The organism is Rhodobacteraceae bacterium Araon29, assembly GCA_039640505.1.
Classification (GTDB): Bacteria; Pseudomonadota; Alphaproteobacteria; order Rhodobacterales; family Rhodobacteraceae; genus CABZJG01.
Genome location: CP046865.1, coordinates 2208546 through 2234693 on the forward strand (window position 1 = coordinate 2208546; position 26148 = coordinate 2234693).

The 26148-nt window shown below is 44.3% G+C and carries 26 protein-coding genes; 3 read left to right on the forward strand and 23 right to left on the reverse strand.

Annotated features, from left to right (window positions below):
• Nucleotides 1–226 precede the first annotated feature (226 nt).
• The 6 genes from rfbA to GN278_10690 form a co-directional block, all read right to left on the reverse strand.
• A complete protein-coding gene (gene rfbA, locus GN278_10665) occupies nt 227–1108 on the reverse strand; it encodes a glucose-1-phosphate thymidylyltransferase RfbA (protein ID XAT61160.1) in 882 nt (293 codons plus the stop codon).
• A complete protein-coding gene (gene rfbD / locus GN278_10670; GenBank protein XAT61161.1) occupies nt 1095–1952 on the reverse strand; it encodes a dTDP-4-dehydrorhamnose reductase in 858 nt (285 codons plus the stop codon). Before rfbD ends, rfbA begins: the two co-directional genes overlap by 14 nt.
• Nucleotides 1949–2998 carry a dTDP-glucose 4,6-dehydratase gene (gene rfbB, locus GN278_10675; protein XAT61162.1) on the reverse strand — a complete coding sequence of 350 codons (1050 nt, stop codon included), beginning with the start codon at nt 2996–2998 and terminating at the stop codon, nt 1949–1951. Before rfbB ends, rfbD begins: the two co-directional genes overlap by 4 nt.
• Complete coding sequence (gene rfbC, locus GN278_10680) at nt 2995–3564, reverse strand: dTDP-4-dehydrorhamnose 3,5-epimerase (GenBank protein XAT61163.1); 570 nt, start codon at nt 3562–3564, stop codon at nt 2995–2997. Before rfbC ends, rfbB begins: the two co-directional genes overlap by 4 nt.
• 1236 nt (nt 3565–4800) lie before the next feature.
• On the reverse strand, nt 4801–5199 hold the full coding sequence (locus GN278_10685) for a type II toxin-antitoxin system death-on-curing family toxin (protein XAT61164.1): 399 nt from the start codon (nt 5197–5199) through the stop codon (nt 4801–4803).
• Nucleotides 5196–5420: an AbrB/MazE/SpoVT family DNA-binding domain-containing protein gene (locus GN278_10690; GenBank protein ID XAT61165.1), complete on the reverse strand. Its 225-nt coding sequence runs from the start codon at nt 5418–5420 to the stop codon at nt 5196–5198. Before GN278_10690 ends, GN278_10685 begins: the two co-directional genes overlap by 4 nt.
• Before the next feature lie 215 nt (nt 5421–5635).
• On the opposite strand from GN278_10690, the gene GN278_10695 reads away from it, so the two are divergent.
• Nucleotides 5636–5980 (forward strand): hypothetical protein, encoded by a 345-nt coding sequence (locus GN278_10695; protein ID XAT61166.1) that lies wholly within the window; start codon nt 5636–5638, stop codon nt 5978–5980.
• A 62-nt stretch (nt 5981–6042) separates the two neighbouring features.
• Here the strand turns inward: GN278_10695 and GN278_10700 are convergent, their stop codons facing one another.
• Together GN278_10700 and GN278_10705 are read right to left on the reverse strand one after the other, a co-directional pair.
• Nucleotides 6043–6606, reverse strand: coding sequence for a hypothetical protein (locus GN278_10700; GenBank protein ID XAT61167.1), 564 nt, complete (start codon nt 6604–6606; stop codon nt 6043–6045).
• Entirely contained in the window at nt 6603–7256 is a 654-nt protein-coding gene (locus GN278_10705; GenBank protein XAT61168.1) for a hypothetical protein, read from the reverse strand. Before GN278_10705 ends, GN278_10700 begins: the two co-directional genes overlap by 4 nt.
• Before the next feature lie 343 nt (nt 7257–7599).
• Between GN278_10705 and GN278_10710 the strand changes: the two genes are divergently transcribed.
• Nucleotides 7600–8556 carry a tyrosine-type recombinase/integrase gene (locus GN278_10710; protein ID XAT61169.1) on the forward strand — a complete coding sequence of 319 codons (957 nt, stop codon included), beginning with the start codon at nt 7600–7602 and terminating at the stop codon, nt 8554–8556.
• 178 nt (nt 8557–8734) lie between these two features.
• Nucleotides 8735–9118: a transposase gene (locus GN278_10715; protein ID XAT61170.1), complete on the forward strand. Its 384-nt coding sequence runs from the start codon at nt 8735–8737 to the stop codon at nt 9116–9118.
• A 97-nt stretch (nt 9119–9215) separates the two neighbouring features.
• Here GN278_10715 and GN278_10720 read toward each other — a convergent pair whose 3' ends face one another.
• The 15 genes from GN278_10720 to GN278_10790 form a co-directional block, all read right to left on the reverse strand.
• On the reverse strand, nt 9216–10016 hold the full coding sequence (locus GN278_10720; GenBank protein ID XAT61171.1) for a YdcF family protein: 801 nt from the start codon (nt 10014–10016) through the stop codon (nt 9216–9218).
• Between the two features lie 228 nt (nt 10017–10244).
• Nucleotides 10245–11543 carry a hypothetical protein gene (locus GN278_10725; protein ID XAT61172.1) on the reverse strand — a complete coding sequence of 433 codons (1299 nt, stop codon included), beginning with the start codon at nt 11541–11543 and terminating at the stop codon, nt 10245–10247.
• A 120-nt stretch (nt 11544–11663) separates the two neighbouring features.
• Nucleotides 11664–13166 (reverse strand): phospholipid carrier-dependent glycosyltransferase, encoded by a 1503-nt coding sequence (locus GN278_10730; GenBank protein ID XAT61173.1) that lies wholly within the window; start codon nt 13164–13166, stop codon nt 11664–11666.
• Nucleotides 13163–14080: a hypothetical protein gene (locus tag GN278_10735; protein XAT61174.1), complete on the reverse strand. Its 918-nt coding sequence runs from the start codon at nt 14078–14080 to the stop codon at nt 13163–13165. The genes GN278_10730 and GN278_10735 overlap by 4 nt, the downstream gene beginning before the upstream one ends.
• A gap of 10 nt (nt 14081–14090) precedes the next feature.
• Nucleotides 14091–14828, reverse strand: coding sequence for a glycosyltransferase (locus GN278_10740; protein XAT61175.1), 738 nt, complete (start codon nt 14826–14828; stop codon nt 14091–14093).
• A gap of 87 nt (nt 14829–14915) precedes the next feature.
• Nucleotides 14916–16790: an NAD-dependent epimerase/dehydratase family protein gene (locus GN278_10745; protein ID XAT61176.1), complete on the reverse strand. Its 1875-nt coding sequence runs from the start codon at nt 16788–16790 to the stop codon at nt 14916–14918.
• A gap of 27 nt (nt 16791–16817) precedes the next feature.
• Nucleotides 16818–18284, reverse strand: a complete 1467-nt coding sequence (locus tag GN278_10750; protein XAT61177.1) for a hypothetical protein — start codon at nt 18282–18284, stop codon at nt 16818–16820.
• Between the two features lie 62 nt (nt 18285–18346).
• Nucleotides 18347–19084, reverse strand: a complete 738-nt coding sequence (locus tag GN278_10755) for a hypothetical protein (GenBank protein ID XAT61178.1) — start codon at nt 19082–19084, stop codon at nt 18347–18349.
• A complete protein-coding gene (locus tag GN278_10760) occupies nt 19081–19902 on the reverse strand; it encodes a methyltransferase domain-containing protein (GenBank protein XAT61179.1) in 822 nt (273 codons plus the stop codon). Before GN278_10760 ends, GN278_10755 begins: the two co-directional genes overlap by 4 nt.
• Nucleotides 19875–20723 (reverse strand): polysaccharide deacetylase family protein, encoded by an 849-nt coding sequence (locus GN278_10765; GenBank protein XAT61180.1) that lies wholly within the window; start codon nt 20721–20723, stop codon nt 19875–19877. Before GN278_10765 ends, GN278_10760 begins: the two co-directional genes overlap by 28 nt.
• Before the next feature lie 3 nt (nt 20724–20726).
• Nucleotides 20727–21836, reverse strand: coding sequence for a GNAT family N-acetyltransferase (locus GN278_10770; GenBank protein XAT61181.1), 1110 nt, complete (start codon nt 21834–21836; stop codon nt 20727–20729).
• A 28-nt stretch (nt 21837–21864) separates the two neighbouring features.
• Nucleotides 21865–23001, reverse strand: coding sequence for a UDP-N-acetylglucosamine 2-epimerase (non-hydrolyzing) (locus tag GN278_10775; protein ID XAT61182.1), 1137 nt, complete (start codon nt 22999–23001; stop codon nt 21865–21867).
• Nucleotides 22994–24004 carry an NAD-dependent epimerase/dehydratase family protein gene (locus GN278_10780; protein ID XAT61183.1) on the reverse strand — a complete coding sequence of 337 codons (1011 nt, stop codon included), beginning with the start codon at nt 24002–24004 and terminating at the stop codon, nt 22994–22996. The genes GN278_10775 and GN278_10780 overlap by 8 nt, the downstream gene beginning before the upstream one ends.
• Nucleotides 24005–24039: 35 nt before the next feature.
• On the reverse strand, nt 24040–24936 hold the full coding sequence (locus GN278_10785; GenBank protein ID XAT61184.1) for a sugar nucleotide-binding protein: 897 nt from the start codon (nt 24934–24936) through the stop codon (nt 24040–24042).
• A complete protein-coding gene (locus GN278_10790) occupies nt 24890–26140 on the reverse strand; it encodes a glycosyltransferase (GenBank protein XAT61185.1) in 1251 nt (416 codons plus the stop codon). The genes GN278_10785 and GN278_10790 overlap by 47 nt, the downstream gene beginning before the upstream one ends.
• Nucleotides 26141–26148: the final 8 nt, after the last annotated feature.

The following is a 26148-nucleotide window of genomic DNA, read 5'->3' on the forward strand; positions in this document are numbered from 1 at the left end:
TATCGGAAAAATTTAGAGACGAAAACAATAACTTTTTGTCCCTGTAGTGAACCTATAAATTGGGAATCTTAAGCTATCGAAAATAATGCCTGTAAAAAAATTCCGAACTTTTCCACCTTATAAAGCCGTCACTAAAAAGTTTATTTCCTGCATGAAACAGTATTACTATGACGATAGAAAGCGCTTGCAGCGCTATCTATTTCGGCTCAATATTTCATAAAAATGTTTATTCAGGCTGCGAATTTAGATTTTTTAAATAAACACCGTAAGAATTCTTATTGTACTTTTCCGCCTGCTCTACTAGTTGGCCCTCGTCAATGAAGCCACGACGAAAAGCGACCTCTTCTGGAGAACCCATTTGTAGTCCCTGTCGTTCCGTCAGTGTTTTAACGAAGTTACCCGCGTCAAGAAGAGAGCTATGTGTTCCAGTATCAAGCCAAGCAAAACCACGTCCCATGCGTTTCACGGTTAGTTTGTCTTCTTTCAAAAAACTGTTTAACACTGCCACGATTTCTAGTTCACCGCGAGCGGATGGCTTTACCTGTTTTGCTCTCTCTGGCGCTGTCTGGTCAACAAAATATAGTCCAGTTACAGCATAATTCGACGCTGGAACCTCTGGTTTCTCGATGATTGAAGTAGCTTTCCCAGCCTCATCAAAACCGACAACCCCATAACGCTCAGGGTCGGTAACATGATATCCAAAAACGGTTGCGCCGTTTGATTTTGTATTAGCTGCCGCTAAAACTTCGGGTAAACCGTGACCAAAAAATATGTTGTCACCAAGAATTAGGGCAGAAGGTGCGCCATCTAAAAACTTTTCCGCCAGTATGAACGCTTGCGCCAGCCCATCTGGACTTGGCTGTATTTTGTAGCTCAGACTGATACCCCATTGACTTCCGTCACTCAGAACACGCTCGTACTGTCCAATATCTTCCGGTGTTGATATGATTAAAACTTCTCTAATTCCAGACAGCATGAGCACAGAGAGAGGGTAATAAATCATGGGCTTATCATAAACAGGCAACAGCTGCTTCGAGACACCTATGGTCAAAGGATACAGTCGTGTTCCAGAGCCACCTGCAAGTATAATTCCCTTACGCTGTTTCATTTTCTTTCTCCAAATCTCTTAAAATATTTTCCAACCCCTCCCGCCAGCTGGGGCGCAAGATATTAAATATACTTTCTGTCGAGTTACAATCTAATCGACTATTGAGCGGCCTTTTAGCAGGCGTTGAGTATTCGGATGTCGGGATGGGGAGTGCAATGGTTTCCCGTCCTACCTGCTCAAATATTGCATTGGCAAAACTGTACCAGCTGACATCCGGAGTTCCACTTAAGTGGTAAATACCAGACTTGCTAGGCGCATTGATCAATTGGTGCGCAATCTCTACGCAGGCTTTTGCAATATCCCGTGCAGGTGTCGGGCCACCAATTTGATCATCAACAACGGTTAAACTTTCTCGTGTCTTTAAGAGGTGCAGCATTGTCTTTACAAAGTTATTACCATGGGCCGAGACGACCCAGGATGTACGTAATATAGCGTAAGTTGCACCAGATGATTTGATGGCTTCTTCACCCTTTTGCTTACTCCTTCCATAAGCATTTTGTGGGTTTGTTTGGTCGGTAGCTCGCCAAGCCGTTTCGCCAGTCCCCTCAAAAACATAATCCGTCGAGGTATGTACAAAGGGGATATTCAGTTCAGCACAGACTTTTGCCATTGCGCCGGGGGCCGCGCCATTAATCAGGTTGGCCAGTTCTTCTTCACTCTCTGCCTCGTCGACTCCTGTGTAAGCAGCAGCATTTATAACAGCAATGGGTTCATATTGCTTGATAACATCTGCACAGGCCTGTGGATCCTTAAGATCTGCTTGCGATCTGTCTAATGCCACAATGTCAGTTAACATTTGGAGTTCGCGAGCCACCTGACCTGTTTTACCAAAAACCAAAATCATGTCTTGTTTCCTAGTCGTTTACCAACCCCTTGGCGTGCAAGAAGTGGTCGCCACCAAGCTTCGTTGTCCAAGTACCAACTGACTGTTTTCTCTAATCCCGCTTCAACTGTGACAGAGGGACTCCATCCAAGTTCTTCTTTGATCCGGCTTGGGTCGATTGCATATCTCGCATCATGTCCTGGACGATCGGCCACAAAGTTGATGAGTTCTGAGTACTTGCCTTCAGCTTTTGGCTGAAGTCTATCCAAGATAGAACACAGTGTTTCGACAAGTTCTAGATTAGTGCGCTCATTTTCTCCACCAATATTGTAACTTCGGCCAGCCTGCCCTTTCTCAAGAACAAGAAGAAGAGCATCTGCGTGGTCTTCCACGTAAAGCCAGTCCCTAACGTTGCTGCCATTTCCATAAATCGGTATAGGCTTTCCAGCCAAAGCGTTAAGTATCACAATCGGAATGAGCTTTTCTGGAAAATGGTAAGGCCCATAATTATTTGCGCAATTTGTTAGAACTATTGGCAGCCCATATGTCTCATACCAAGCCCGCACTAAATGATCGGAGCTTGCTTTTGAGGCAGAGTAAGGACTTCGGGGATCGTATGGTGTGTCTTCAGTGAATTTGATGTTTGGATTATCTGGAAGGCTGCCAAAGACTTCATCTGTGCTGATATGGTGAAAGCGGAAACTTTGAGGAGAACTTTGAGCCATCCAATATGAACGAGTTGCTTCTAACATATTGAATGTACCCGTCACATTGGTCTCAATGAAATCCGCTGGTCCATCGATAGATCGATCAACATGGGACTCAGCGGCAAGATGCATGACTACGTTTGGCCTGTGCTTATTGAAAATATTATCAAGGGCACCGCGATCTCGGATGTCCGCTTTTTCAAATGAATAATTCGGATGGTCTGCAACAGTCGCCACATTTTCCAAGCAAGCCGCGTAGGTGAGTGCATCGACATTCACCACGGAATGACCCCGCTCAATAGCTATACGAACGACAGCAGAGCCAATAAATCCAGCCCCACCAGTTACAAGCATCTTCATGAGTTAACTCCATACAGGAATGGACTATCAAAATCTTTCAATAACAGAGCGCTTTGGTCTTTATCACTTAGAAAAGGCTTGCCTCTCAATGGCCACTGAATTTCGACACTTGGATCATTCCAAAGCAAACATCCTTCGGTCTCCGGTGCATAATATTCAGAGCACTTATACACGATCTCGCTATCGGGTTCGAGTGTTAGAAAGCCATGCGCAAATCCGGCAGGAATATATAGTTGATGACCATTATCAGCCGTCAACTCATACCCTTCCCAATGGCCATAAGTTGGGCTGCCTTTTCTGATATCGACTGCCAAATCAAAAATCGCGCCCCTTCCACATCTAACCAACTTCGCCTGGGCATAAGGGGGAGCTTGGAAATGTAGACCCCGTAATGTTCCAACTTCCCTGGACAGTGAGTGGTTATCTTGCACGAACTCAACATCAATGCCAAACTCCAAGTATTTTATCCTACTATAGACTTCGGCAAAAAAACCTCTCTTGTCTGGGTAGCGTCTTGGCTTTATAATTTTAAGGTCTTTCAAATAGTTCTCCCTCTCTTTAATCATTGTAAATTACACCAGTTTCCAAAGGCATATAGTATCAACTTATCTAACGTCTAAACATATATATTAATCTTTTTATGCCATCTCGACAAACCAGCGGTTATAAAAACTTGATGCTTGTCGAGACACTAATTCTAATTTTTACACCAAGGCAACATATGAGAGACATTACAACTTTTTCACTGCTTACCCTTAATGTTCATGTCTTAAACAATTTGACAAAGGTCTTTGCCATAGTTGAAAATTGATTTGCGCGATGCCCTAGTTTTTTTCATGGTTGTTACACCGAGCAATTGGAAGAAAAAAATTCCTGGTCATACTTGCTTCACAAGCACCAAACCAAATATGCCAAATCCATCGTGAACATCTTAAAATAGTAGATTAAAGTAATAAAATTCTCGACCTAAGGCGCAATAATTGCAGAGTTTAAACAAATCATTTTCTTAACTATATTATTCATTCTAACAGAATTGTGATTTTAATTACTGCGCCTCTAGCTATCCTCCCATGTATTGCTTGTATTGCTGACTTTAAAGTGCCTACTAACCTTGGCCCTATTAATTTGCCTTGATTAGTTACAGTGATTATAGAATTGCTTGGTGAATTTTTTTCGACAAAAAACATTTTACTAAATTGAAGGCACGCTTCAAGCTACGAAAATTGAAATTTGATAGCACCACAAGACTATAAGGTGGAAATTATGATTGTCCTTAAACGACGGAGACACTTTTATGCCCAGCCTACCTTAGCAACGTTTTTAACTAAATAGCGCACTGTATAAGCCACCGAAAAATCAACTTTTGTAAATCTTTAAGAAAGTAGTGACCCTATACCATTTTTACCTTTTTATCTTTTGTAAACCAGATGAATCAACATCTTCATGTTAAAGTCAGGGGCATTGGCTTAGTTATAAACTGCGCAGTTTTTTATCTTTTTCCACACACTTATCTAGTAGCGCAATGATGTTTCCAATCTTAGCCTCAACGAATTATTTTCATATGACCCCACCATTACAAACTTGCCTAACGCAATTTAGTTCAACAAGTTTAACACATTTCCTTGCTTGCCCTCGCCAAAATAATATTTGGACGAAAGTTGATAAGGTTAGTACTACCTTATTATGTTTTCAAACATACTCTCTGAAATAATTTACTTCGCGGGTCTTAACTGTGCCGAGTTCCACGAAACCATGCTTATCGGAACACCCAAGCCCCTGAAGTAAATGACTATTACGTGGGTTTAACTTTTTATCTCTTTCAAGTTTTTCCTAATCCACTGCGCGAGTTCATCTTCACTGATATCACTCGCAGCGACGCGAATAATGGTCTTATACTTGGCTTCAGGTGAGGCTGCTAAATCGTATCCGTTTAACTTCAAAAACAGGCGCATTGCGATTAATGCCGTGCGTTTATTAGAATCATTGAACGGATAATTTTTCGCTAGCCCAAACCCGTAGGCGGCAGCGAGTTCGGCTACGTCTGGTTTTGGGTCAGAATAATGATAGGAATTTTCGGGCCGTGATAAGGCAGACAAAAGCAATCCCTCATCACGAAGCCCCGGTAGTCCACCATGTTCATTGATTTGCCGATAATGAAAGGCCTTTATGACGCGCAAATTGATCCAGATCGGTTCCGTCATTTAGCCAGTTTTCGCAAGATGTCACGATCTTCGCGCATGATGTCTTCTGCAACCGCAATCTGAGCATCAAATTCAGGGTCATAGGGAGTAAGCTCAATGCCGTTCTCCGTTTCAATAACATGCAAGACGTCCCCTTTATCGACCCGGAGTTTGGTCAAAATTTCTTTCGGCAATAGAACGCCAGCGGAATTACCAACAGATTTAATTGTGAGCGCAGTCATCGAGTTTCATCCAATCTTACAGAATTTTATAACAAATGTTATAACGCAATTGATTGGGGAAATCAAATGCAAGTGTCTGAAAATCACCAGCCGGAACCCTGGCCCTTATCGGAACCCCCAAGCCCCTGATGAGGCGCGCCTTTCGCTCTATCCGCGAACCTCCAAAATCATAGCTTTTCCTTGTGTTATGAGCCCAGCGCCTATACGCGGTTCACATGCGCAAGTACCTCGATATCCCGCTTACATTAATAGTGACGACTGTTTTGACAGTGGCCATGCTTTGGCCCATCAATCAGCCGCCCCCAGCGCCAGATAGCACCGACAAACTTGTGCATCTCATTGCCTTCGCAGCTCTGGTCTTTCCACTCGCTCGTACAGGCCGCTTTGGATTGATCCCCATCTTTGTTGGTGGAAGTGTCTTTGGCGGCCTTATAGAGGTCATCCAACCTTCCTTTGGACGCAGCTCGGATATGCAGGATTGGATTGTGGATATCGCAGGTGTGGGGCTCGGACTTGTGCTCGCGTTGCTCTATCGTCAGTTTCGGAAGCATCGCGTTTGACTATCCAGTTGTAAATATTTCGCCTTTTGGTTGTGAAAAATTTCGTTTCGGGATTTGGAGTTTTAGTCCCTCTTAAATTGGTCGCACCAGACTTTCTGAGCCTTACGCTGCTTTGACACCGCTTCGCGTTTGTATCGGTCTAACAGACGGGTACGTTTATTAATTTGCCTGTCTACCATCCTTAAATCCATCTTTACAGCCCTCAGTAACAGTTTAAATCCATCCCGAGTCCATTTATCAAAACTACGCTTGGAGCCCAAATCTAGATAGAGGGCATAGTCATGCAACAGATTTGCGCGCTCTTCAAACAACGGGTCACGCCCTTCATCAAATTCTGCGATCGTTTGCAAAACGCGGCGGAGCCGGACCTCCGTCTTAGCCAAATCAAGCGCCAGGCGTTGCATATAATTGCTCGTCTCCATGAGGGGCAACGTGTCGTTAGGGTCGCCAACGATCACGCGATACCACTCACACACCGATTTAGGTTCAAGGTCAGCTGTTACGCCATGCTTTTGCGCATTTTTCTTAGCGGCTTTTGCGCCCGTTGGAGGAGCTTGTGAAAGAGCTGCCTTATGCAGCTCGTCATGCATGTAATCAAAAATAGGATCGTAGTTGGAAACTATCATTCTGCGGCCGTCACATCAATCGCACGCGCGTTCTGTAAATTATTATAATCAACTACGAGAAGACGACGTCGTTTTTCCAAATCTGCGAGCGCGTCATCAAGATCTCTATACTTCGACCCAGTTTCGTCCACCGCAGCCAAGACGGTCTCTGGAGATAAAAGGTCCACTTTGATTTGTTCCTGGGCTTGTGCGATTTGATCTGCTTTACCAGACTTCAATTGCGCAATCACGCGTCCTGCCTGTAACTTTGCCTCATGTGGGTCAAAAGGCTCTGGCTTTTCGAAAGACGATCGTGACGCATAATTATCGCCAAAGCGCCGCTTATTCTCTAAGCGCTCCAAGCGCTTTTCAGCATCAAAAGCCTTCTTGGCAACCTTCACATATTGATTGGTGATTTCATCGAAGATGGCTGACCGCGCGATATGCCTCTTTTGCATGACGATTTGGGAAATATCCCATTCGACCATGACGAGGTTTTCAGCCATGACGGCCTCATGTGGTCGGATTGGGGCAAGATCAGTTAAAAGCGCATCTCGAAATGCATCTAAATAATCAAGGTGATCACCCGCTTTCTTGGGAAGTTGATAGATCAACTCTTGAAAACTGTTCAGACCAAAGTCACTTGGGAGAAGGTGTTGATTCTGTGTCATGTGGACTCCTATATGTAGTGCCCGCCATAGCATATTTTCGCAATTTACAACAATATGTAGGTTTTATGTTGCGGTCTGATTGTAAATATTCATAAGAATAATTATTTCATACTTCAGGGTATTTATCTCTTCCAGAGCCGAACGCCTGGACCCTCATCTGCGCGGCCGATAAATTCGATGCCGGCTTCTTCAAACGTTCTTTGCACAATGCTTAAGTTAGCCTTTGTAGCTGAAGAAAAACCTTCTAATGTCTCCATGCGATTTAATGTTCTTGAACTGACTTCACTTTCTTCGGAAAGCTTCTGAGTAGACCAGCCTAGCGCACTTCGTGCCATCTTGATTTGTGAAAAATGCACTATTGACATTTGCTACCTTATGGCGCATTTTACGACATATGTCGCATTATTTGCAAAAACGTATTAATGAAGCCTTTAGCACAAATAACGGTGCATATGCCCCCAATACACTTAAATCATATTACACAGACACCAATGCATTTGTCGATTGGTGCTGTGAAAAAAACATAGAGCCGTTTCCACTCACATCAGCCGGTACACGCATGTACATTGACACAATGGCCCCTGACTACAGCTACGCCTCAATCAGACGGCGGCTGTCATGTCTTAGGCGTATCAACAAGCTCCTTGGGCACCAGGACCAGACACAAACCGAAGAAATCTACCTTACTATCCGCCGCCTTAAGCGCTCTAAATGCCTAGATCAACAGCAAGCCGTTGGCATAAATCATGATCTCTTATTGAAAATGATTGATGCACAACCAAATACGCTCGCAGCGATACGCAACAAAGCGCTGCTCTCTCTGGGCTATGATTTCCTTGCTCGAAGATCAGAACTCGTCGCACTCCGAACAACGGACTTAGAGTTCACAAAGGACGGCGCACTGAAAGGAATGATTAGAAAAAGCAAAACCGACCAGTATGGACGTGGTCGGCTTGTCTTTGGCTCAGAACGAAGCGCTAAATTGTTAAGGGCGTGGTTTCGTCAAAAACCTAAAGAAATTGAATCAGTCTTTTGCGCTATAAATCATGGGAAGTGTTTGGATCGAGCTATTTGCGACAGAAACGTAAATGAAATTATCAAAAAGAGCGTAGTGAAAGTGAAGCGCTGCAAGCGGCCTAGTGACTTGGACGTTTCGGGGCACTCGCTGCGTGTTGGCGCTGCGCAGGACTTATTGATCAAAGGTTATGACTTAGCAGCCATCATGCGCGCTGGTGGATGGTCAAATGCAGAGACTGTTTCCAGGTACTTGCGGTTTTCACAGCATAATATTTGGAAATAAAGTTAAAATATCCAAATATCCAAAATTTAAGATTAGTCATAGTTTACGGCCATGCGTATGTTTTAATTATAATCGAGGCCTAATACCGCAAGATTCCAAGGCTCTTCCCTAGACTTTCCAAAAAAGTTTATGCGTTATCCAAATCGTCGGCTGAGATAAAGGTCGATTATCAAACACTATGGACGCCAGCTTCTGCAAGGAAGCGTTGGATGAGACGATTGCCAAATACGGCCCACCAGAGATCATGAACACGGATCAAGGTTCCCAGTTCACCGGCGCAGTATCGATCACCACACTGACCGAGGCAGGCGTGAAAATATCCGTGGATGGGCGTGGGCGGTATCTCGACAACATCTTTATCAAACGTCTCTGGCGATCCCTAAAACAGGAGGCGGTTTACCTACGTGAACTGACTGATGGCTTTGTGGCAGAGCGGGTGATCGGCGAATGGATCACGTTTTACAACACTGACCGCCCCCACACGGCTCTTGATAAACGAACGCCGGGCGAAGCATACTTTGAAGGCAAAGAAATGAAAAAGCGGCATGATAAACAAACCTGATACACCTTAACTTAGCCGCAAACCTGCCCAGAAAAGTAGGCCCACTTCACATGGACAGGCTTCGGAAAAGTTTATGACTACAAAGCGGCGGTTTGATTCAGCATTCTGAAGGAAAAATAGAGTTAGTTCTTCCGGTTATTCTATAGGCAAGAAGCCCTAGCCACTCCTTTGTGGCAAAATTCAATTCATTGAGGTTATCCGCAAAGTCCCAACCTATTCGAAACTTGTAGCCTGCCGTTCTATGATCAACTGGATATGGAGTTAGACTAGTCCATCCATTTTTGCAGAATACTCCAATTGAACGGGGTAAATGAAAGGCGCTGGTAACTAGAACCCAATTCCCAACATTTTTGCCGTCTAATAGTGCTAGGGAATATTTCGCGTTTTCGGCAGTGTTTCTAGCTCTACCCTCAAGTAACAGGCGGTTTTCATCTATACCGGAACTTACAAATATTGCTTTGGCAACATCGGCGTTACCATCTAATTCGGATGCGATCTTGCCGCTGCCGCCAGTGAAAAGAATTTTTGCTCCAGGAAAGCGCTTGGCAAGAATTATCCCAGCCAAAAATCGATCCCCTGCTTCATTTATGGATGGTATTCCCCAGAACTTCGAAACTTCCTCTCGCTCCGCGCCGCCAAGTACTATTATCCCAGCTATATTATCTAAGTTGGGGTTGCTTTGAAAGCGTGCTTCAAGCGGACGTAGCAATAATTCCCCAACAGGGAATGTACCTATCAATATTGACATCACTAAAACCGCTCTGAGGCACAACTTCCCAATCAGGGAATGCTTGCCTCTAATTAGAAACAAACCAATCAGAAGCACTACTAGCAAAAAGTTTTCTGGTCGGAAAGCAAACCAGACTAACTTGGAGACGACAAAGAATATTGTATCCATACAATTAGCTCCTAGCTATCAGAACAACTCCTAACCTCACAACCAGTGATTGTACAAATTGATCTTTGGGACTTTTATCAATTTTGTATTGGCTGATCCAATGCCTACTGATTAACCCTGCCATTTTACCAAAAGCTAGAAAAATCTAATGTCAGAGGGGTCAAGGGTTGTGAATCGGGTGCACCTGTTAGGTCGACCCAAATAAATAGAAGAGGCCCGCGGTGCAAATCAGTCATGAGAGGGATTCTTTCTAGGCATTCCCGCGTTAATGCTAAGCGCCACAATTAACCAAAAAACGGATGATATATATATTTCATGAAACATCCCATGAAAAATCATTCCAGCAGCTACCGATGCTAGAGAAGCCAATATCAGTTTATCCGAACCAACCCGTGATTTTGACCGCCTAAAAGCACCGACTGTAGCAGAATATAAAGTAGCTATAAACAATGCGCCGGCTACCAACCCAAACTCCAACGAAGTCGCTATGAAAATATTGTGAGCACTAATGTTTTGGCCAGTAATCCGCCCAAAGACAATTTTGGCATTCCCATAACCAATGCCAAATATTGGTTTTTCAAAAAGCATTGGAATAAACTGTTGAACTAACTCTTTCCGAACTGATGAAGACTCAATCTTATTTCCTAGTACTGAACCACTACTGACAATCTGGTTATTTTGTGTCAAAATTGTGATTACAGCTGTATAAACTACCAGAGCGAAAACGAATAATATGGCGAAGATGAAGGTTGTCTTTATCCCGAATGAGAACATTTTTCTTGGATTTTCCCTGCTGATTAGCAAGATTAACGTGCAGGACACCACACACCCGCCAATAGCACTTCTTGAATAAGTAAGTGTTAAACATGTTAGACAAAGCGCAAGACATAAAACGACACTAATTCTCGACATAGGGCTCTGCCGCAACCTCAACAATAAAAAGCAAATCGGCGGTCCTATCATAAACACAGCGGCAGCTGCATTCGGATTCCCTTTTCCAGCAACAACGACAGGGACTCCGAACTGATATTCGACCAAAAAAGGGCCCAACAAGCCGCCTATATCAAAGTTTATGGCTATGCTCACCAAAACAAGCAATGCTAGAATGCTAATACAAATTAACAGCCAGGACAGTATACGTAGTAGGAACGTCGTTGTTAACCGCAGGTTGGCAATCACAGTTAAAAGGATAAGGTAACCTAAAAGATTTGGCAGAATAAGAATATAATCCTGACTGATTAGAAGTGAACTTGAGGTCGCAATCAAAAACAAAAGAAAAATGACCTCCGGGCGGCCAACTTTATAGTTCCCTAATCCCAATTTTGAAATCAGCACTAGTAATAGAGCCAAGCTGAGAAATGACCCCAAATTTAAACCAAACAATACGGAGATATAATTGGAAAAAATGTAAGAGAAAATCAATATCAGAACGATCGGGTTGATAACGTTAATCTTTATCGCTTGAATTTCCATAGTGTCTCCAACCAAATTGCAGCACAGTTTCTTAGCTACCAAAACGGCACTCATGTGTCGTTTTGCACCAATTACGGTTACAAAATCGCGCCGGCCAATCTTTGGCGTGTTGCCGCACTCTCTATACTATTATTTCGGGTGTCAAAAGGCCGCTGTTTCAACCCAACTTAGCTCTTAGTTCATCGCGTAGACAATAAGATTATCTCCCTCAAAGACAAGCTCTCCTGCAGTTTCCAAATGTAAAATGAACGCTTCATTTTTCCTCAACTCTTGAAGCGAATTTCCATAAACCGTGTTGATGCTAACAAAAATATTTGCGCCATTCGACACTTCAGTGATTAGTAATTCAATCGCCTGTTGTTCATCCTCAATCTTAATCGGTTTTGAATTTCCATCAATGTAGTAATCCAACACTCCAGATGTCGCATTTTTTTGATGAATTAGAGCGTATCTATTTTCAGGAAAATGTTTCTTTATGATGCCTGCTGCTTGAATTGCATTTGGCATTCTCAGATTTGGGTCGTACATATACTGGTAGAATCGATAGTATCCAAAAACATGCACAGCTAATATTACCGATACTACTAGAATTCCGTTTTTACTCTTAACAAAGTTGATGATCTTGAAACTGTATCGTTCAAAAAACAGTCCACAGTAGAGAGCTAGTGGCGGCAAAAGGAAAATTTGATAATATGGGTGTCCACGATTTGCCCCTGCCAAAACAAAAATAAACAGCACACACCCAAAGAGCCAGTGTTGAATTGGAATGAACTTCTTATTAGCAGCTCCAACCCAAAGTCCCAAAAGTGCTCCAATAAAGAAGACCGGCGTCAACAGGAACACAACTATTGAACCACCAACATTTCGATAGAAATCCCAGGAAAGCCAGTTACCCAAAATTCCGCCACGGCCATAAATGATGTCCAACCAGTTTCCCCAGTTTTTCGGGATATTGGGATTGGAAGCATTGATATAATTTGCATAAATCCCCCAAGCGGCAAACGGAATCGTGCAGAAAAGTACAAGTGCTACCAAATTAATTTTGGTCGATCCACGAAACTTTGAGAAAAAAATGCTTGTGATTACAGGTAGAAATACGAGTCCAGCCGGCGGCTTTGTTAACGGCGCTAAACAAAGTGCAATCACTCCCAAAATCAAATAGAAAAGTTTCCTCTTCTCTAGGAAAATGGAAAAAAGATAGAACCCACTCAAGTAAAAGAACATCATGCTTGCTTCAGGCATAAATGCGCGGCCCAGAAAAATGTTCCACGGAGAAATCGTAAATATTATCAGAGCGCAAAGTGCACCACTGCGCGACAAAAAGAGCAAAGCCAATTGCAAAAACATCAGCGAAGAAAGTGCAAAAAACCCTAGACTTACCAAGCGGCCAAATATTTCGTTGACACCAAACAGCCAGTATAGCGAGGCTGTTATCATGTGCATTAGCGGGAATTCGAGCACAACGTCGCCGCTGGAGTTGCCAAAAAAATCCAAACGTGTTGGCAGGAAGTGAACACCGTCAAGGAAAATGTTCCGTGCCATCATTGCTGTTTGTGCCTGCCTGATATTCCAAGCTTCTGTCAACGGATTGCTGAGGCCATATAGCCTCAGCAATATTCCGATAAAGACGGTGACGACAACAAACCAACGAAAATTCTTACTGCTAATGACATTCATGAAATTGCTGGTGACCTCTTGCCTAGGGTCAATACCATGATGAGAAATGAAGCAATCACATAGGAGCAAAGATTCAAAACCCTGAACCCTATATAAGCAATTGCGATACCAGTGGTTTCAACACTGACGATGGATTTGGTGGTAAAATCAAAAACGAACTCTGATAATCCTAGTCCGTTTGGAGTGATCGGAATTATCGTTGCAAGATTTGAAGCGAGCGTACTGAGGGTGATTGCCACATAAGGAATGTTAAAGGAAAAAATTGAAGCTGATATAAACACAACCCCAGTTACGCATAGATTTAGGGCTGCGGATAACAGCAGCAAAATTAAGAACCTATGGATTCCTAATTCGAAAAGGCCCTGCCACTTTTCCTGTGATGCAATTCGAATGACGAACGGTGTTCGTGAAATTGCTGTGAATATGAGAAGAACCAGAATTAACCCCGATAACACGGATAGCCCAATTGTCCTCCCAAATACAAAGAACGAGCCAATCACTACGAAAAGTACACCTTGCGAAAGAAACGCGACTATTTTGTCCAAAATCGTCGCATAAACCAATCGGCCAATTCTCGAATCGTGCGATCGTTGCCGAAATTTTGCCATTCTTAGCGCATCCACTGCTAACTGTGCTGGCAGGAAATAAATAAACATACCGGCCCGGTGTGTTATTCCAACAACCTCACCAATTTTCACATCGATTCGCAACGCGCGTGCTATAATGTACCATCTGATACCGGCGCAGCTATTAACGAAGATAAGCACACAAATGGCCAAAAGAATTAGATCGGCATTCTGTATTGTCAGCTCAAGAGTTATTGCGCTGAAGTCCAGAAGTTTGAAGTAATTGAGTGCAAACAAAACAGCGGCAGCAATCGCTAAATTTGCAAGAATTTTTGATGTAGTTTTCATTGTTACGACATCAGAACCAAAAAACGATTTTTTTTCTGTGAAGCAAGGATCTGATCAAACATAAAGAGAAACCGGGGCCTTCTTTTATGAAATTAAATTTTGACACACCCCCGACCCGTGTTCCTTGCGCTCCAGGTAGGAATTGAATTTTAAATCCAGCGAGAATCGCTTTGAACATGATTTCTGGACTGATGTTAAATCGGTTTGAACTAAGGCCGAGCGCTAGAACCTTTCTCTTATCAAACATCTTAAACGAATAAGTCGAGTCTGGGATTTTTTTCCCAAGGCAAATACGAACTGAAATTCTAAAGAAGAACTGAAAAAACTTATACTTGAAAGGGATCGTACTAGAATCTTCCTTTGACAGATACCGGGAAACTTGCACTAAATCGTATCCGTCGTGGAGTGACTTATACATTTCGGGCAACAAGTGAATCGGATCAACCATATCAGCGGAAATAAAAATAACGAGGTCGCCAGTAGAGTATGCAGTGCCATATTTGATGACTGCGCCGTAGCCGCGCCGGTCAAATTCCTTGCGGTAGATCGTTATGTTTTTCGTATTCTGTGTTGAAACATATTCACTTACGATCTTATGGGTATCATCATCACTCTGGTCGTCGACTACAATCAGTTCATACGGAATGTCGGTCCCTAAGACAGTAACTATTTTGTCCAAAGCATCCACGATGTTGGACGCTTCGTTTAGGCATGGCACTATGACAGAAAGCTTTTTTTGATCAGGCATTTTGTGATTTCTTATTTTTTATTCGATTAAGGGTGCTCGACATTGAGCCGATATGTTGACGTGAAATAATAAAGGGATACAGATATGTCAATTTTCGGGATTGAATTCTTTGACCCATTTCTTGATAAACTTTCTTGCCTCTTTGTGATCGCTAGATTCAACGATAGGATGCAATTCGTTTAGCATCAACTCAATTTCGTCAGGAGGCAATGTTGTTTCTTCAGCTCTTAGAATCTTGTTGTGTGGTGTTGAAAGGGTTTTATGATCGATAAGCAATTCTTCGTAAAGTTTTTCTCCTGCACGCAGTCCAATTTCCTTTATCTCTATACCGAAGCCATCTGAATTATCTCGTTTGACACTTTTTCCGAGCAATTCGATCATCCGGGTCGCTAAATCAACGATTTTTATTGGCTCGCCCATGTCTAAAACGAAAACGTCACCACCACGTGCATAGCTTCCTGCAACTAGTACGAGTTGAGCCGCCTCCGAAAGGGTCATAAAATACCTAGTAACCCTTCGGTCAGTTATTGTAACTGGACCGCCCGTTGCTATTTGAGACTCAAAAAGCGGAATAACCGAACCTGAAGAGCCAAGAACATTCCCAAATCTGACGCTCGCAAATATTGTGGAGCTCTCAATTGCTTGGGAGTTTTGGACAATGAGTTCCGCAAGCCTTTTGGTGGCACCCATAATATTCGTTGGTCTTACAGCTTTATCGCTGGATATTAAAGTGAACCCCTCAACTTTCAGTCGTACTGAAGCGGAACACAGTATTTGAGTTCCGAGAACGTTGTTTCTTATGCCCTCAATCTCGTTCTGCTCAACAAGAGGTACATGTTTATATGCCGCAGCATGAAAAATCGCCTTTACTTTGAAGCCGGTAATAACCTCCTCGACGCGCGCCCGGTCAATCACGGACCCAAGTACTGCACAGATCTTTGTGCTGGTGTCGGGAAATAGTTCCTGCAAACTTTTTTCGATAGAATAGAGGGCAAATTCCGATTGCTCGAACAAAACGATACAAGAGGGCTCGTAGCTCATCAACTGGCGGCACAACTCAGAACCGATTGAACCGCCAGCACCCGTGACCATTACTACTTTCGATTTGTAGTGATCCCTAGGACCGACCAAGCCCAAATTTATGTCCTCTCGATCAAGAAAGGTTTCAGGGGAAACTGGTTTCCAATTTCCGAAAAGACGTTCTCCTGAAATAAGTTCTGGATATGAAGGGAGGGTCTGAATCTCGCAACCCAGCTTTGATAGCTTTTTCGCGATTAGCTTGCGGCTATCAGCGCTTAACGAAGGCATCGCGAGTAAGATCCGAACGATTTGACCCGAGGATGCCAAATCTTCTAGTGCCGAAGGTTGCTGAATTCGCAGATTACTAACAACTAGCCCCTGCAGGCTCGGCTTGTCATCAACTAAGGCCACAGGCTTGAACTCGTTGGAATGTTTCAATGCTACAACAAGTTGCACCCCTGCAGAACCAGCGCCGTAAATTGCTACCGGTACACGGTTGGCTGGCTTTGCCTGCAACAGAGTTAGACCGTGCAACAATCCGACCCTCAGGCCCACAGACATAAGAAAATAGAGTATCGAAAAAAGCACGGCTACCGAAATATTGGTTTCCAGAAGCCCAAGTAGTGATAGCAGGCCTGCGGCTAGTCCAATCAAAGCGACTGTTGCAGCCAGGGAGCGAACCGACGCAAGATCGAATCCAAACAGCTTAATTCTATGCATGCCCATAAGCGCCGAACTGAAAGCTGTCAGGAGCATCAGCACGAGGATTGGCGTGAAAAGGTCGTGGTGGTCTAGCCTACCTTCGACAAACAAAACCGATCCGAGATATGCTAAAATCACAAGAACTATGTCCGCCACAGAAAGCAATACTCGCTTTACAATTGCGGGTAAGCCAACCAGCCAAGCATATTTGGTCGAAAATAGTTTTTGGAGAAAAGTCATTGCTATCCTGTAATCTCGGCGATTTTCTTAGGCCCGCACATCTTTGACGGCCCAAATGCAATTCTTGATCATCAGAATCGTAGTTTCTTGGTTAGCGGTCGTATCAATTTCAACAACCGTGGTTTGTGGAAAATTGAGTTTTTTGGCCAGCTCAAAGCGTCCTCGAACAAAAGGCCCGGGTTCCGGCGAATCCCGCAGGGCATTGCGCTCAAGGGTGGTCTCCAACGGGGCGATCATTTTGAATACAATGTCAGGTGAGGGCAACATCTCGTAGTTGGCTCGCTCGATACGACTGAGTAGAGATTTATAGCCCGTATTTGGCTCAATTCGCGGACCGTCGAGACCATTACCAGATAAACTTGGATAGCGATCAGTAACGACTATTCCCCCTTCCATCATGCGAGAATAATGCTTCTTTAGCCAAAATTTCCGGTCAAAAGAATCTAAAACGCAAATGATCGGGTTAGGTAAGTTGGCCGAAATTCGTGCTAGCTCTTTAGTCGATGATTGGGTGGTCGGTTTCTTCTGCTTTGCCCATGACTTCAATCTGGAATAGATACCGATTGCGAACCAAAACGGTTTGGTGCGCCAGTTTTTCTTAGGTTTACCGACATGGATATGGCTCACATCAAAACGTTCTGCGAGCCATTTTACTGCCTCACGAGACGATGTTGATTTTCCGCTTGCTTCAGATCCGACAAAAGAAACCAACAAACCGCCGGGGAACAGAGTGCGGTTATTTCTCATAAGCCCCAAGCGCCCCCTTGCATGGGCACCAAAGAACATCATCCCTCTGCGAAGTGACGCCTTGGACGAACTGTAAACCGTAACTTGCATACGCTTTCTTATCTTCAGCCCAAGCATTACACGTGTGGATATCGAACTCTCGTCACATAAAGCACCAAGGCATTTATCGAAGAGCGCGGTTGGTACAAACGGAAACCAATGATCCAAAAGACGGTGAATTTCTGTTACAGAGATCTGTTCGACCAGCCAGTCCAGCTCATTCTTGATGTTCGGCCAATCCTTCAAGAACAAGTAGTGCTCAATCAAAGACGGTTGCTCAATAAACTTCCGAAAAACGAATAGTATTAGATCTGCCTCGGCAGAGGGAATGTAGACCCCATTTGGACCGCGCGGTTGTGCGCTTTCCAGAAACATGTTTTCCACACGTATCCAGTGGTTTTTCAGAATTGAGCCACCGGTGATAATCCGGAAATACACATGAAGATGAACAAACAGACCTGTTTTAGGATCTACACCAAAGAAATGGAAAACAAACGGCGTCGGCTTATCGCCCCTGTCATGCGCCATTCGGAAACCACGGCTTGAAATAATTTCCATGAAACTATCACGATCAGACTGAGCGACCAGAAGATCAAGATCGTCTACACCACAAAGCGCAGGTTCAAGGTTGTTGTTGCTTTTGAAATGACAATAGGAAATTTTTTCTGCGTGAAACGCATCAAAAAGGGAAAGAATAAATGTATTCATACGTGTATCCAAGATGATTGGGTGGAGGAACAAATCCAAAAGCAGAAAGCGATGTAAGGACCTCAGAGATCTAACGACTCTCTTACTTCCGTTATTAGATTTTGGCCTTTTTGCAAGGCCATATCCGGCTCCGTTTGGGCGGCGTTCAAAATTAATGCAGCATGCATGAGTTCAGGTGAACCGCTGATTTCAGAAAATAGAAACCAGGCGTTCTCAGCAAAGGTAGCGACTTGTTGTCTATTCCTAATTCGAGGCGATAGGTCACCACGAGCCAATTGGTTTGTTACCAATTGGTCCACCCTATCCGTCAGTATGATTAGTGCATCAGGACGCGGGCAAAAACGCAGGAAGGTTGCTATTTGATCTTTGGTCGCCCTTTCAGTCGGCGATATCAGGAAGTTATGGGCGCTGTGAAAAAGGCCTTCATCGACGCAAATAATTTGGTTTCGAAATTTTCGCTGCGATAGGAAACCATACACGCCAGTCTTGCGCGCAAAGCTACGCAACAATGCGATTTTCTCATTTATCTGACTCTTCGAAAAAAGTATTTGCTTCATCGCGAAAAAGAAAAATCTTGGGTTTTTTACGCAGATGGAAATACTCCACGGCAATGCCGCCAAATCTGTTTGAACATTCTGCCCATCCAAATCCGCAAATGTGGTTGGAATACTCTTCTGCTTGTTAGCCGCTACACTGTGAATGGCGCCTGTTTCGTATCCGGCATCTTCCAACCTGGTTAAGAGGTTAAGAAGGTATGTCGTTTTGCCAACGCCGCTCGGGCCTGTGACCTCGACAATCACGCACAAATCTTTCGCGCGACAACATATATGACGCGGTAGTTTGTGTTAATTTTGTCACCGGGAAGGGGTTCTCTTTCGCTGGAATATTGTAGCATATCCTGCGCATCATCCGGCAAAGGCCCGACATCTTTTAGTGTCGATTCCCGCATTCTGCGCCAAAGAGCTTTGCCTCCGGGGAAGATACAGACTGTGCCCTTAACTGCTGTCTTTAGGAACGACTTAACCCGCCGTTTAAACAATGAGCCATCCCCAGTTGGAAATGCTCCAAAGAACGAAGGCGCAAAACCTTCCGCTATCAAAGAAGCGGTTAACTCAGGAATCGAATAGTATTGGGTGGTGAACGGCGCGGGGACGAATCCAGGCACATCTTTGTTGCTTGTACAGAACAACAATACTCCATCCTGAGCCAAAACCCGGTTTGCTTCTTTCAAGAAGGCCTCTAGCGACAGATAGTAGATCATCGCCAAAGCGACAATTAGGTCGAACTGGTCCGCTGCAAAAGGCATATCATGGGCATCACCTTTATACAATTCCGCAAAATCTGAAAACCGATTAGCAAGCGAGTCGACGTTTTCCTGACTGTATTCCAAGCATTTCAAATCTTGAGCGGATGCCGCGAGATAGCGCAGCCCCAGCCCAGCCCCACAGCCAACCTCGAGAACTCGTCGGTTCTGGGCTAATGAAACTGCAAAGTCATAGCGATCCCGGATAATCGCCTGGGTTTCGATTGGGAAGAGCTGCTGAGGTTTCTCTGTTTCATCAAAAAGCCCTCTGGATTTCGATGCTGAAATTAACGCCACAGACCCGGCCCATTCCAGATAAACTTTCTAAGAGCGGTCGCTTTGTGCAGGAAGTACAGGTAGTCGTATTTTCCCCTCAATTTAAGCTCCAAAACCTTATCGTTGTCATCTTGTTTGATCATTATTCGGTTCAACAAATAGCGTTGTTTAGGTAAGTGGGTTGTTCTCCAGAAAGTGGTACAAGCGCCGATGAAACCCGCGTCTTGTAAAAGACGCGGAGCGAATGGAGGAATGTCTGCACCTTGACCATTTGGATAAGCGAACAAGTCGACAATACGTTCCAATTTTTTCTCTAGCTTATCGCGGCAGACCAATATTTCAGTTCGCACCATATCCTCATCAAGTGATGAAAGAATGGGGTGGGTATCGGTATGCGCTGCAATTTCGACAAAGGGGCTCTGATCCATAGCAATCGCTTGCTCCCAAGTCATCGCTTCCCATCCGGGATCTCCGATCAAATCGACTTGCCCATCTATAAAGCCGGTTACCAAAAAAATGGTGGCATGACACTTGTATTTCCCCAGAAGAGGGAGCACCACTTCGAAATTGTCACGATACCCATCGTCAAATGTGAGGGCTACAGCCTTTTTGGGTAAGGGTGATCCCAAACGAAAATGGTCAACGACATCCCGAAACGATACAATATTATAGTTCGTGGCCAAATGCGCTAGATGAGCCTCAAACATCTCTGGAGAAAGAGGGACGCACTCGTCATTATCTCTAGCGTTCACGCTATGATAACATAAAATCGGTACATATTCAGCTCGACCCACCGATGACAATGCGGTCGGAAAGCTTGCTGCTAAAGCCCGTTTCAGCTTTTTTTTCATCATTTGCATAGATCAGTTCTTGCCGAATTTCGAAAGTCGACGCCATACTTTTTGTAAAGCGGGCGACTCGTTCCTCAATGACTTGCCCGTTCTTTTTGCTGCTTGTTGCAAGTCATATGTCTTGGCTTGAAGCGCGGAGCGAAATATCGAGTACTTTAGCAAATCATAGTTTTCTGGCGCCCATTGATATTTGTACGCCTCCGCACCACCCATGAAATCAAATTGTGCAATATTTGAATGACAACACCGCTCGATCAGGCACTTGATGTGCAGTTTGCCCAGTGAAATGGAACGGTAAGAATGGTCAAATGACGGAATCCAATAGTAGAAGGTGTTACCACAAATGATTGAATAGGCCGCTGATACAAATTTTCCGTCATGTTCGATGGCGGACATATGCGGAGTAAAATCTGAAGGCGGATCTAGTAATAGCTCGCGAAAAAAATCCACGTTGGCCGTCTCTTCAAATATGGAGTGGCCCGCTTTGTCTGACTGCCGTGCGAGGTGAAACTTCACCAGCCGTTTGAAGATTTCCGTGGCAACATTTCCATTGGTCGCTTCCACAAAACTCCACGATCCTGTCTTATTCAGATTATTTGAACTCGTCTTTAGATCTTGGCGAAGGCCCTTTTTCAGCGTTGCCAGATAACTTGAGAAATCACGCTCAGTGCTAACGACCGGATTTGGGCAAATTGTCGTTCTGCGCCAATTGAGTTTCTTCTGGATCAATGCGGCTTCAAAAAGCGCCGTGGTGCCTTCGGTTTCACGCATCGGTTCAAAAATGGCATTTCTTGACGGTGACCGTGTAACCATATTGTCCACTAAAAATGCTACAGCTTCCGGGTGGTCAGGATGAACAAGAAAGTTCGCGTAGTCAGCGAAAAAGGGATCAGCTCGAAATTTCAATTTCTTCGATTGGTCAACGAGAGCGATCGCAATAACGTTCCCAGTTTCCCTAACCACATGCACTTTTGTGTTGGTTGTGTTGCCAAATGAGCTGACCCAACGGCTATTCCAACCCAGTGACAAAAATGGATTTTCAGAATTGGCTTGTGCAAACAAATCGGACCAAATCGATTCAACTGAACCGAAATCCTCTTCGGTCAATTCTAAGGAATTCATTTGGTTTTTCTCATCCCGACCGTGTTTCTCAATTGGTTTTCTTCCAAACGGTGGTATTCACAAAATTCGTATAGCTCTGGATTATCCGCAAGATTTTGTCCGACACATTTGGGGTATCATAATCGGCCACAACCCGAAGATTGCGCTCATTGTCTCGTTTCTGGTCATCAAGGATTGCGACACCCTGCACAACTCGATCTGTATCCATCCCAGTAAACATTACGCTGCCCTCTTCAAACCCTTCAGGCCGCTCATGGACCTCTCGGATATTAAGCGCTGGAAAGTTCAGGAGCGAGGATTCTTCAGTAATAGTTCCGCTGTCGGATAGAACTGCGCGCGCATTCATTTGAAGATGAACATAGTCGATGTAGCCAAAAGGTGGGTGAAACTGGGCCAACGAAGTGCGAGCACCCAACTGATGCATCTCGATTTTCTTACGCGTTCTTGGGTGGGTTGAAACGATAATTTGATGATTATATCTCTCACTAAGGCGATCTATGACATCCAGCAGCTTCTGCAGGTTCTTAGGATCATCGACATTCTCTTCTCGATGTGAAGAAACGACAAAATACCCACCTCGCTTAAGCCCAAGCCGATTAAGGACTGTTGAGGCTTCAATTCTGGACCTGTAAGTTTCAATGATCTCAGCAAGCGGACTGCCGGTTTTGATAACTTGTGCAGGGTTCAGCCCTTCACGTAATAGATAGTCCCGAGCAATCGTAGTGTAGGGTAAGTTTATATCTGAGATATGATCTACAATGCGACGGTTGATTTCTTCGGGCACGCGAAAATCAAAGCACCTGTTCCCGGCTTCCATATGAAAAATTGGAATCTTACGCCGCTTGGCCGGAATTGCTGACAGAGCACTATTGGTGTCGCCTAAGATTAACAGAGCTTCTGGCTGAAAATCTTCAAACGCTTTATCTGCCTTAATAATGATTTCGCCAATTGTTTCCGCAAGGTTTGATTTGGCAGAATCTAAAAAGACGTCAGGTTTTCGTATTTCCAATTCTTCAAAAAAAACCTCGTTCAACTCGTAATCAAAATTTTGCCCAGTATGCACCAAAGTGTGATCGCAATACTTATCCAATTTGCGGATGACCTGCGACAAGCGAATGATTTCTGGCCGCGTCCCGACGATTGTCATAACCTTAAGTTTATTCATTGACGGCGTCCTGAATGATCTGCAGCTTCATCAAGGTTTCCTGGATTTCTTCGCAATTTAACCTTTTGGTGTTGTGCGAAGAATAATCATCCACAACGGCGAGCTCGGTCAAACCATCAGAGAAATACTTATTGTAATTCAAATCGCGTGAATCCGAGCGGATCCGATAAAATCGATCAAGGTCTTCTGAACGCAATAACTCTTCACGTGATACAAGCGTCTCATACGGCTTTTCGCCATGCCTGGTCCCGATAACTTGCGTAGGATGATCTGGCTTCAAAAGTTTAAGCATGGCATCGGCTAAGTCACCGATGGTACTTGCCGGAGATTTCTGAATGAAAATATCACCAGGGTTGGCGTTTTTGAACGCGTAAAAAACAAGGTCGACCGACTCTTCAACGGACATCAGAAATCGGGTCATGTTCGGGTTGGTAATTGTTAAAGGCTTTCCTGCACGGATCTGATTTAGGAAGAGCGGGATTACTGAACCTCGAGATGCCATAACATTGCCATAGCGCGTCGCACACAAAACCGTCCCGCGTTCTGCAGAGGCCTTAGATTTAGAAATCATAATTTTTTCCATCAACGCTTTGGACATACCCATCGCGTTTACTGGGTAAACAGCCTTATCAGTGCTAAGAACAACGCAGCGGCTAACGCCATGACGCGTTGCGGATTGGATGACATTCTCAGCCCCAAGAATATTGGTTTTGACTGCTTCCATAGGGTAGAATTCGCAAGATGGAACTTGTTTTAATGCAGCGGCATGAAACACTAAGTCGACGCCTTGCATCGCACTATCTATCGAAGATGTATCCCTTACATCCCCGATGTGGAACTTCACACGATCATTTGCTAATCGGAGGCGCATCTCCTCTTGCTTTTTCTCGTCACGGCTAAAAATACGAACTTCTTTGAAGTCCGTTGCAAGCACACGTTTCAGAACAGCACTGCCGAATGAACCAGTGCCGCCGGTAATTAATACTGTTTTTCCGTCTATCATATTGTGTCCTAAAAGTATCGAGGGTGAACCCTCTATTAGCCAAAATTCTTCATATTAGCGACAAGCTTTTCCCAGTTTGGTGGTTGGTAACCTGTTAAGTCTCTGAACTTTTGTGAATTCAGTGATCGATCGATTTTTACTGAGTCACTTGGTTTTATCAAAATATCTCGACCGTATTCATTCGCGATTATTGTTAATAGGTCAAATTTGTTGATTGCCTCCGTAGAAACATGATGCAGGCCATTCAGGCGACTGTTCGGGATCACTACATCCCGCACAACTCTCGCCAATTCCCCGGTTGGGAATCCAGAAAAAATGGCCTTCTTAAAGCCCTTGATCGGAGCGTTCTGGGCCAAAAACCATTCCAACAGACCATTCTTGCTGCCTAGTTCATGTCCAATAATCGAAGTTCTTAAGGTGATAGCATTACCGTAACTGACCTCACCCAGCAGTTTTGATCGCCCGTAGAAGTCTTTTGCGTCTGGAATATCATCTTCGTGATAGTCACCCTTTAGACCGGTAAACACACAGTCAGTACTGATATGAATCAATCGCGCGTCAATATCCGAGCAAAACCGTGCCAAATAGTGTGGAAAAAGAGCATTCAGAGTTATCGCATCGACGGGGTCTTCCGCATTGGGTAGCTGTTTAACCAATCCAACGCAGTTAATGACAACATCCGGCACAATCCGGTTGATCACGTCCCGAACCGTAGAGATATCGTCGACATCGATACTGTCCACAATCCTTGCGGGATTAACCCTGTTTTCGAAGTTTCTCGAACTAGGCGAGCGAACTGTCCCCGTCACTTCCAAGTCAGGTTTCTCTGCAAAAACGCGCATCATAGAACTACCCAGCATTCCAGACGCCCCAAAAATAAGAACCTTAGTTTTCATTTTTGATTCTCTTCCTTTTTGAATTTCGCGACTCATACGATGTGACTGCATTTTCTAGAAGAGCAAGTAGGTTTTCTGTTAGTTTATCATGCTGGAAATTCTTTTCAAAATAGTCGACCGCATTTTGACCCAGACGCTTCTGCTCTTTGGCCCCTGCTGATTTTAATTTTAGGATATTTTTGCTAAGCGAAATTGGGTCCTCCGCACGACTCACAAAGCCAGCGTCTGCCTCTAATATTAGCCGGGATCCTTCGCCGTCAATAGCGGCAAGTATCGGTTTTCCAGTCGCCATGTAAGTCTGAAGTTTGCTGGGAACTGTTTTTGAAACGAGAGCGTTCTTTGTCAGAGTGATCAAAAGTGCCGACGCTTGTTTGAATAGCCCTGCCATCTCTTCGCTAGGAAAATGTCCTGGGAGAATGACATTCAGCTTCTTTTGCGCAACAGTGTTCGCAATTGCTTCTGCTTGGCTGCCGGTTCCTACCAGAACAAATAATATGTCGCGATGCTCGCGCAATATTTCGGCAGATTCCAAAACTGTTTGCAAGGCTTGGGCTTTACCAAAATTGCCAGCAAACATCACCGAAAACTTTCCGCCGAGACCCAGATCCACTTTTGGGCCCCCCTGATGCAGTTTAATACAAGTATTTGGGTGATATTTGACCACCGCAAGCGGATGCCTAGCCAACACATCTTCAATAAAGGCATTGGATTGAACAAGGATCATATCCGCCCGCCGGTATAGCCACCCAACCGCAAAGCCAATCGCGCTTAGAGCCTTCCGGTTCCTAACAAATCCGGTTCCCTCGAGCACATCAGGCCAAAGGTCTTGGACCCAGACAACTAAGGCTACGCGTCTTATCAGCCGAAATACGACACCAGCCAAAGATTGAAAAACTGGAGAGGTTGCAAAAACGAAAATCACATCAATTTTGCTCTTGCGCAATAGAAACGGACCCAAAAACGACGCGCTCAACATAAAAGACAGGTAGTTTGCAATCAAGTTGACCGCCCCTCCGTTTTTTCTTGGGAGCATTGGGACACGGTATACCATAACCCCAGAAGGGTGCTTTTCAGCATGGTATTTCAACGCATTATAACCATCATAGATTTTTCCTTGGGGGTAATTAGGTTGTCCAGTCAATACCGTCACATGAGCACCGGAACGCTGCAAGTCGGCCGCAACGGAATTTATTAGGAAGCTTTCTGGCCAAAAGTGCTGACTGATAATCAGAATATTCATCGATCTGC

What these genes read in the sequence shown, in the direction of transcription:
- rfbB (XAT61162.1), bottom strand. Translation starts at nt 2,998, where the DNA reads ATGAAGATGCTTGTAACTGGTGGGGCTGGATTTATTGGCTCTGCTGTC.
- GN278_10735 (XAT61174.1), bottom strand. Translation starts at nt 14,080, where the DNA reads ATGAAAACTACATCAAAAATTCTTGCAAATTTAGCGATTGCTGCCGCT.
- GN278_10740 (XAT61175.1), bottom strand. Translation starts at nt 14,828, where the DNA reads ATGCCTGATCAAAAAAAGCTTTCTGTCATAGTGCCATGCCTAAACGAA.
- rfbD (XAT61161.1), bottom strand. Translation starts at nt 1,952, where the DNA reads ATGATTTTGGTTTTTGGTAAAACAGGTCAGGTGGCTCGCGAACTCCAA.
- GN278_10765 (XAT61180.1), bottom strand. Translation starts at nt 20,723, where the DNA reads ATGCAAATGATGAAAAAAAAGCTGAAACGGGCTTTAGCAGCAAGCTTT.
- rfbA (XAT61160.1), bottom strand. Translation starts at nt 1,108, where the DNA reads ATGAAACAGCGTAAGGGAATTATACTTGCAGGTGGCTCTGGAACACGA.
- GN278_10745 (XAT61176.1), bottom strand. Translation starts at nt 16,790, where the DNA reads ATGACTTTTCTCCAAAAACTATTTTCGACCAAATATGCTTGGCTGGTT.
- GN278_10790 (XAT61185.1), bottom strand. Translation starts at nt 26,140, where the DNA reads ATGAATATTCTGATTATCAGTCAGCACTTTTGGCCAGAAAGCTTCCTA.
- GN278_10730 (XAT61173.1), bottom strand. Translation starts at nt 13,166, where the DNA reads ATGAATGTCATTAGCAGTAAGAATTTTCGTTGGTTTGTTGTCGTCACC.
- GN278_10720 (XAT61171.1), bottom strand. Translation starts at nt 10,016, where the DNA reads ATGGATACAATATTCTTTGTCGTCTCCAAGTTAGTCTGGTTTGCTTTC.
- GN278_10700 (XAT61167.1), bottom strand. Translation starts at nt 6,606, where the DNA reads ATGATAGTTTCCAACTACGATCCTATTTTTGATTACATGCATGACGAG.
- GN278_10780 (XAT61183.1), bottom strand. Translation starts at nt 24,004, where the DNA reads ATGATAGACGGAAAAACAGTATTAATTACCGGCGGCACTGGTTCATTC.
- GN278_10685 (XAT61164.1), bottom strand. Translation starts at nt 5,199, where the DNA reads ATGACGGAACCGATCTGGATCAATTTGCGCGTCATAAAGGCCTTTCAT.
- GN278_10695 (XAT61166.1), top strand. Translation starts at nt 5,636, where the DNA reads ATGCGCAAGTACCTCGATATCCCGCTTACATTAATAGTGACGACTGTT.
- rfbC (XAT61163.1), bottom strand. Translation starts at nt 3,564, where the DNA reads ATGATTAAAGAGAGGGAGAACTATTTGAAAGACCTTAAAATTATAAAG.
- GN278_10725 (XAT61172.1), bottom strand. Translation starts at nt 11,543, where the DNA reads ATGAGTGCCGTTTTGGTAGCTAAGAAACTGTGCTGCAATTTGGTTGGA.
- GN278_10690 (XAT61165.1), bottom strand. Translation starts at nt 5,420, where the DNA reads ATGACTGCGCTCACAATTAAATCTGTTGGTAATTCCGCTGGCGTTCTA.
- GN278_10750 (XAT61177.1), bottom strand. Translation starts at nt 18,284, where the DNA reads ATGAATACATTTATTCTTTCCCTTTTTGATGCGTTTCACGCAGAAAAA.
- GN278_10785 (XAT61184.1), bottom strand. Translation starts at nt 24,936, where the DNA reads ATGAGTCGCGAAATTCAAAAAGGAAGAGAATCAAAAATGAAAACTAAG.
- GN278_10715 (XAT61170.1), top strand. Translation starts at nt 8,735, where the DNA reads ATGGACGCCAGCTTCTGCAAGGAAGCGTTGGATGAGACGATTGCCAAA.
- GN278_10770 (XAT61181.1), bottom strand. Translation starts at nt 21,836, where the DNA reads ATGAATTCCTTAGAATTGACCGAAGAGGATTTCGGTTCAGTTGAATCG.
- GN278_10775 (XAT61182.1), bottom strand. Translation starts at nt 23,001, where the DNA reads ATGAATAAACTTAAGGTTATGACAATCGTCGGGACGCGGCCAGAAATC.
- GN278_10705 (XAT61168.1), bottom strand. Translation starts at nt 7,256, where the DNA reads ATGACACAGAATCAACACCTTCTCCCAAGTGACTTTGGTCTGAACAGT.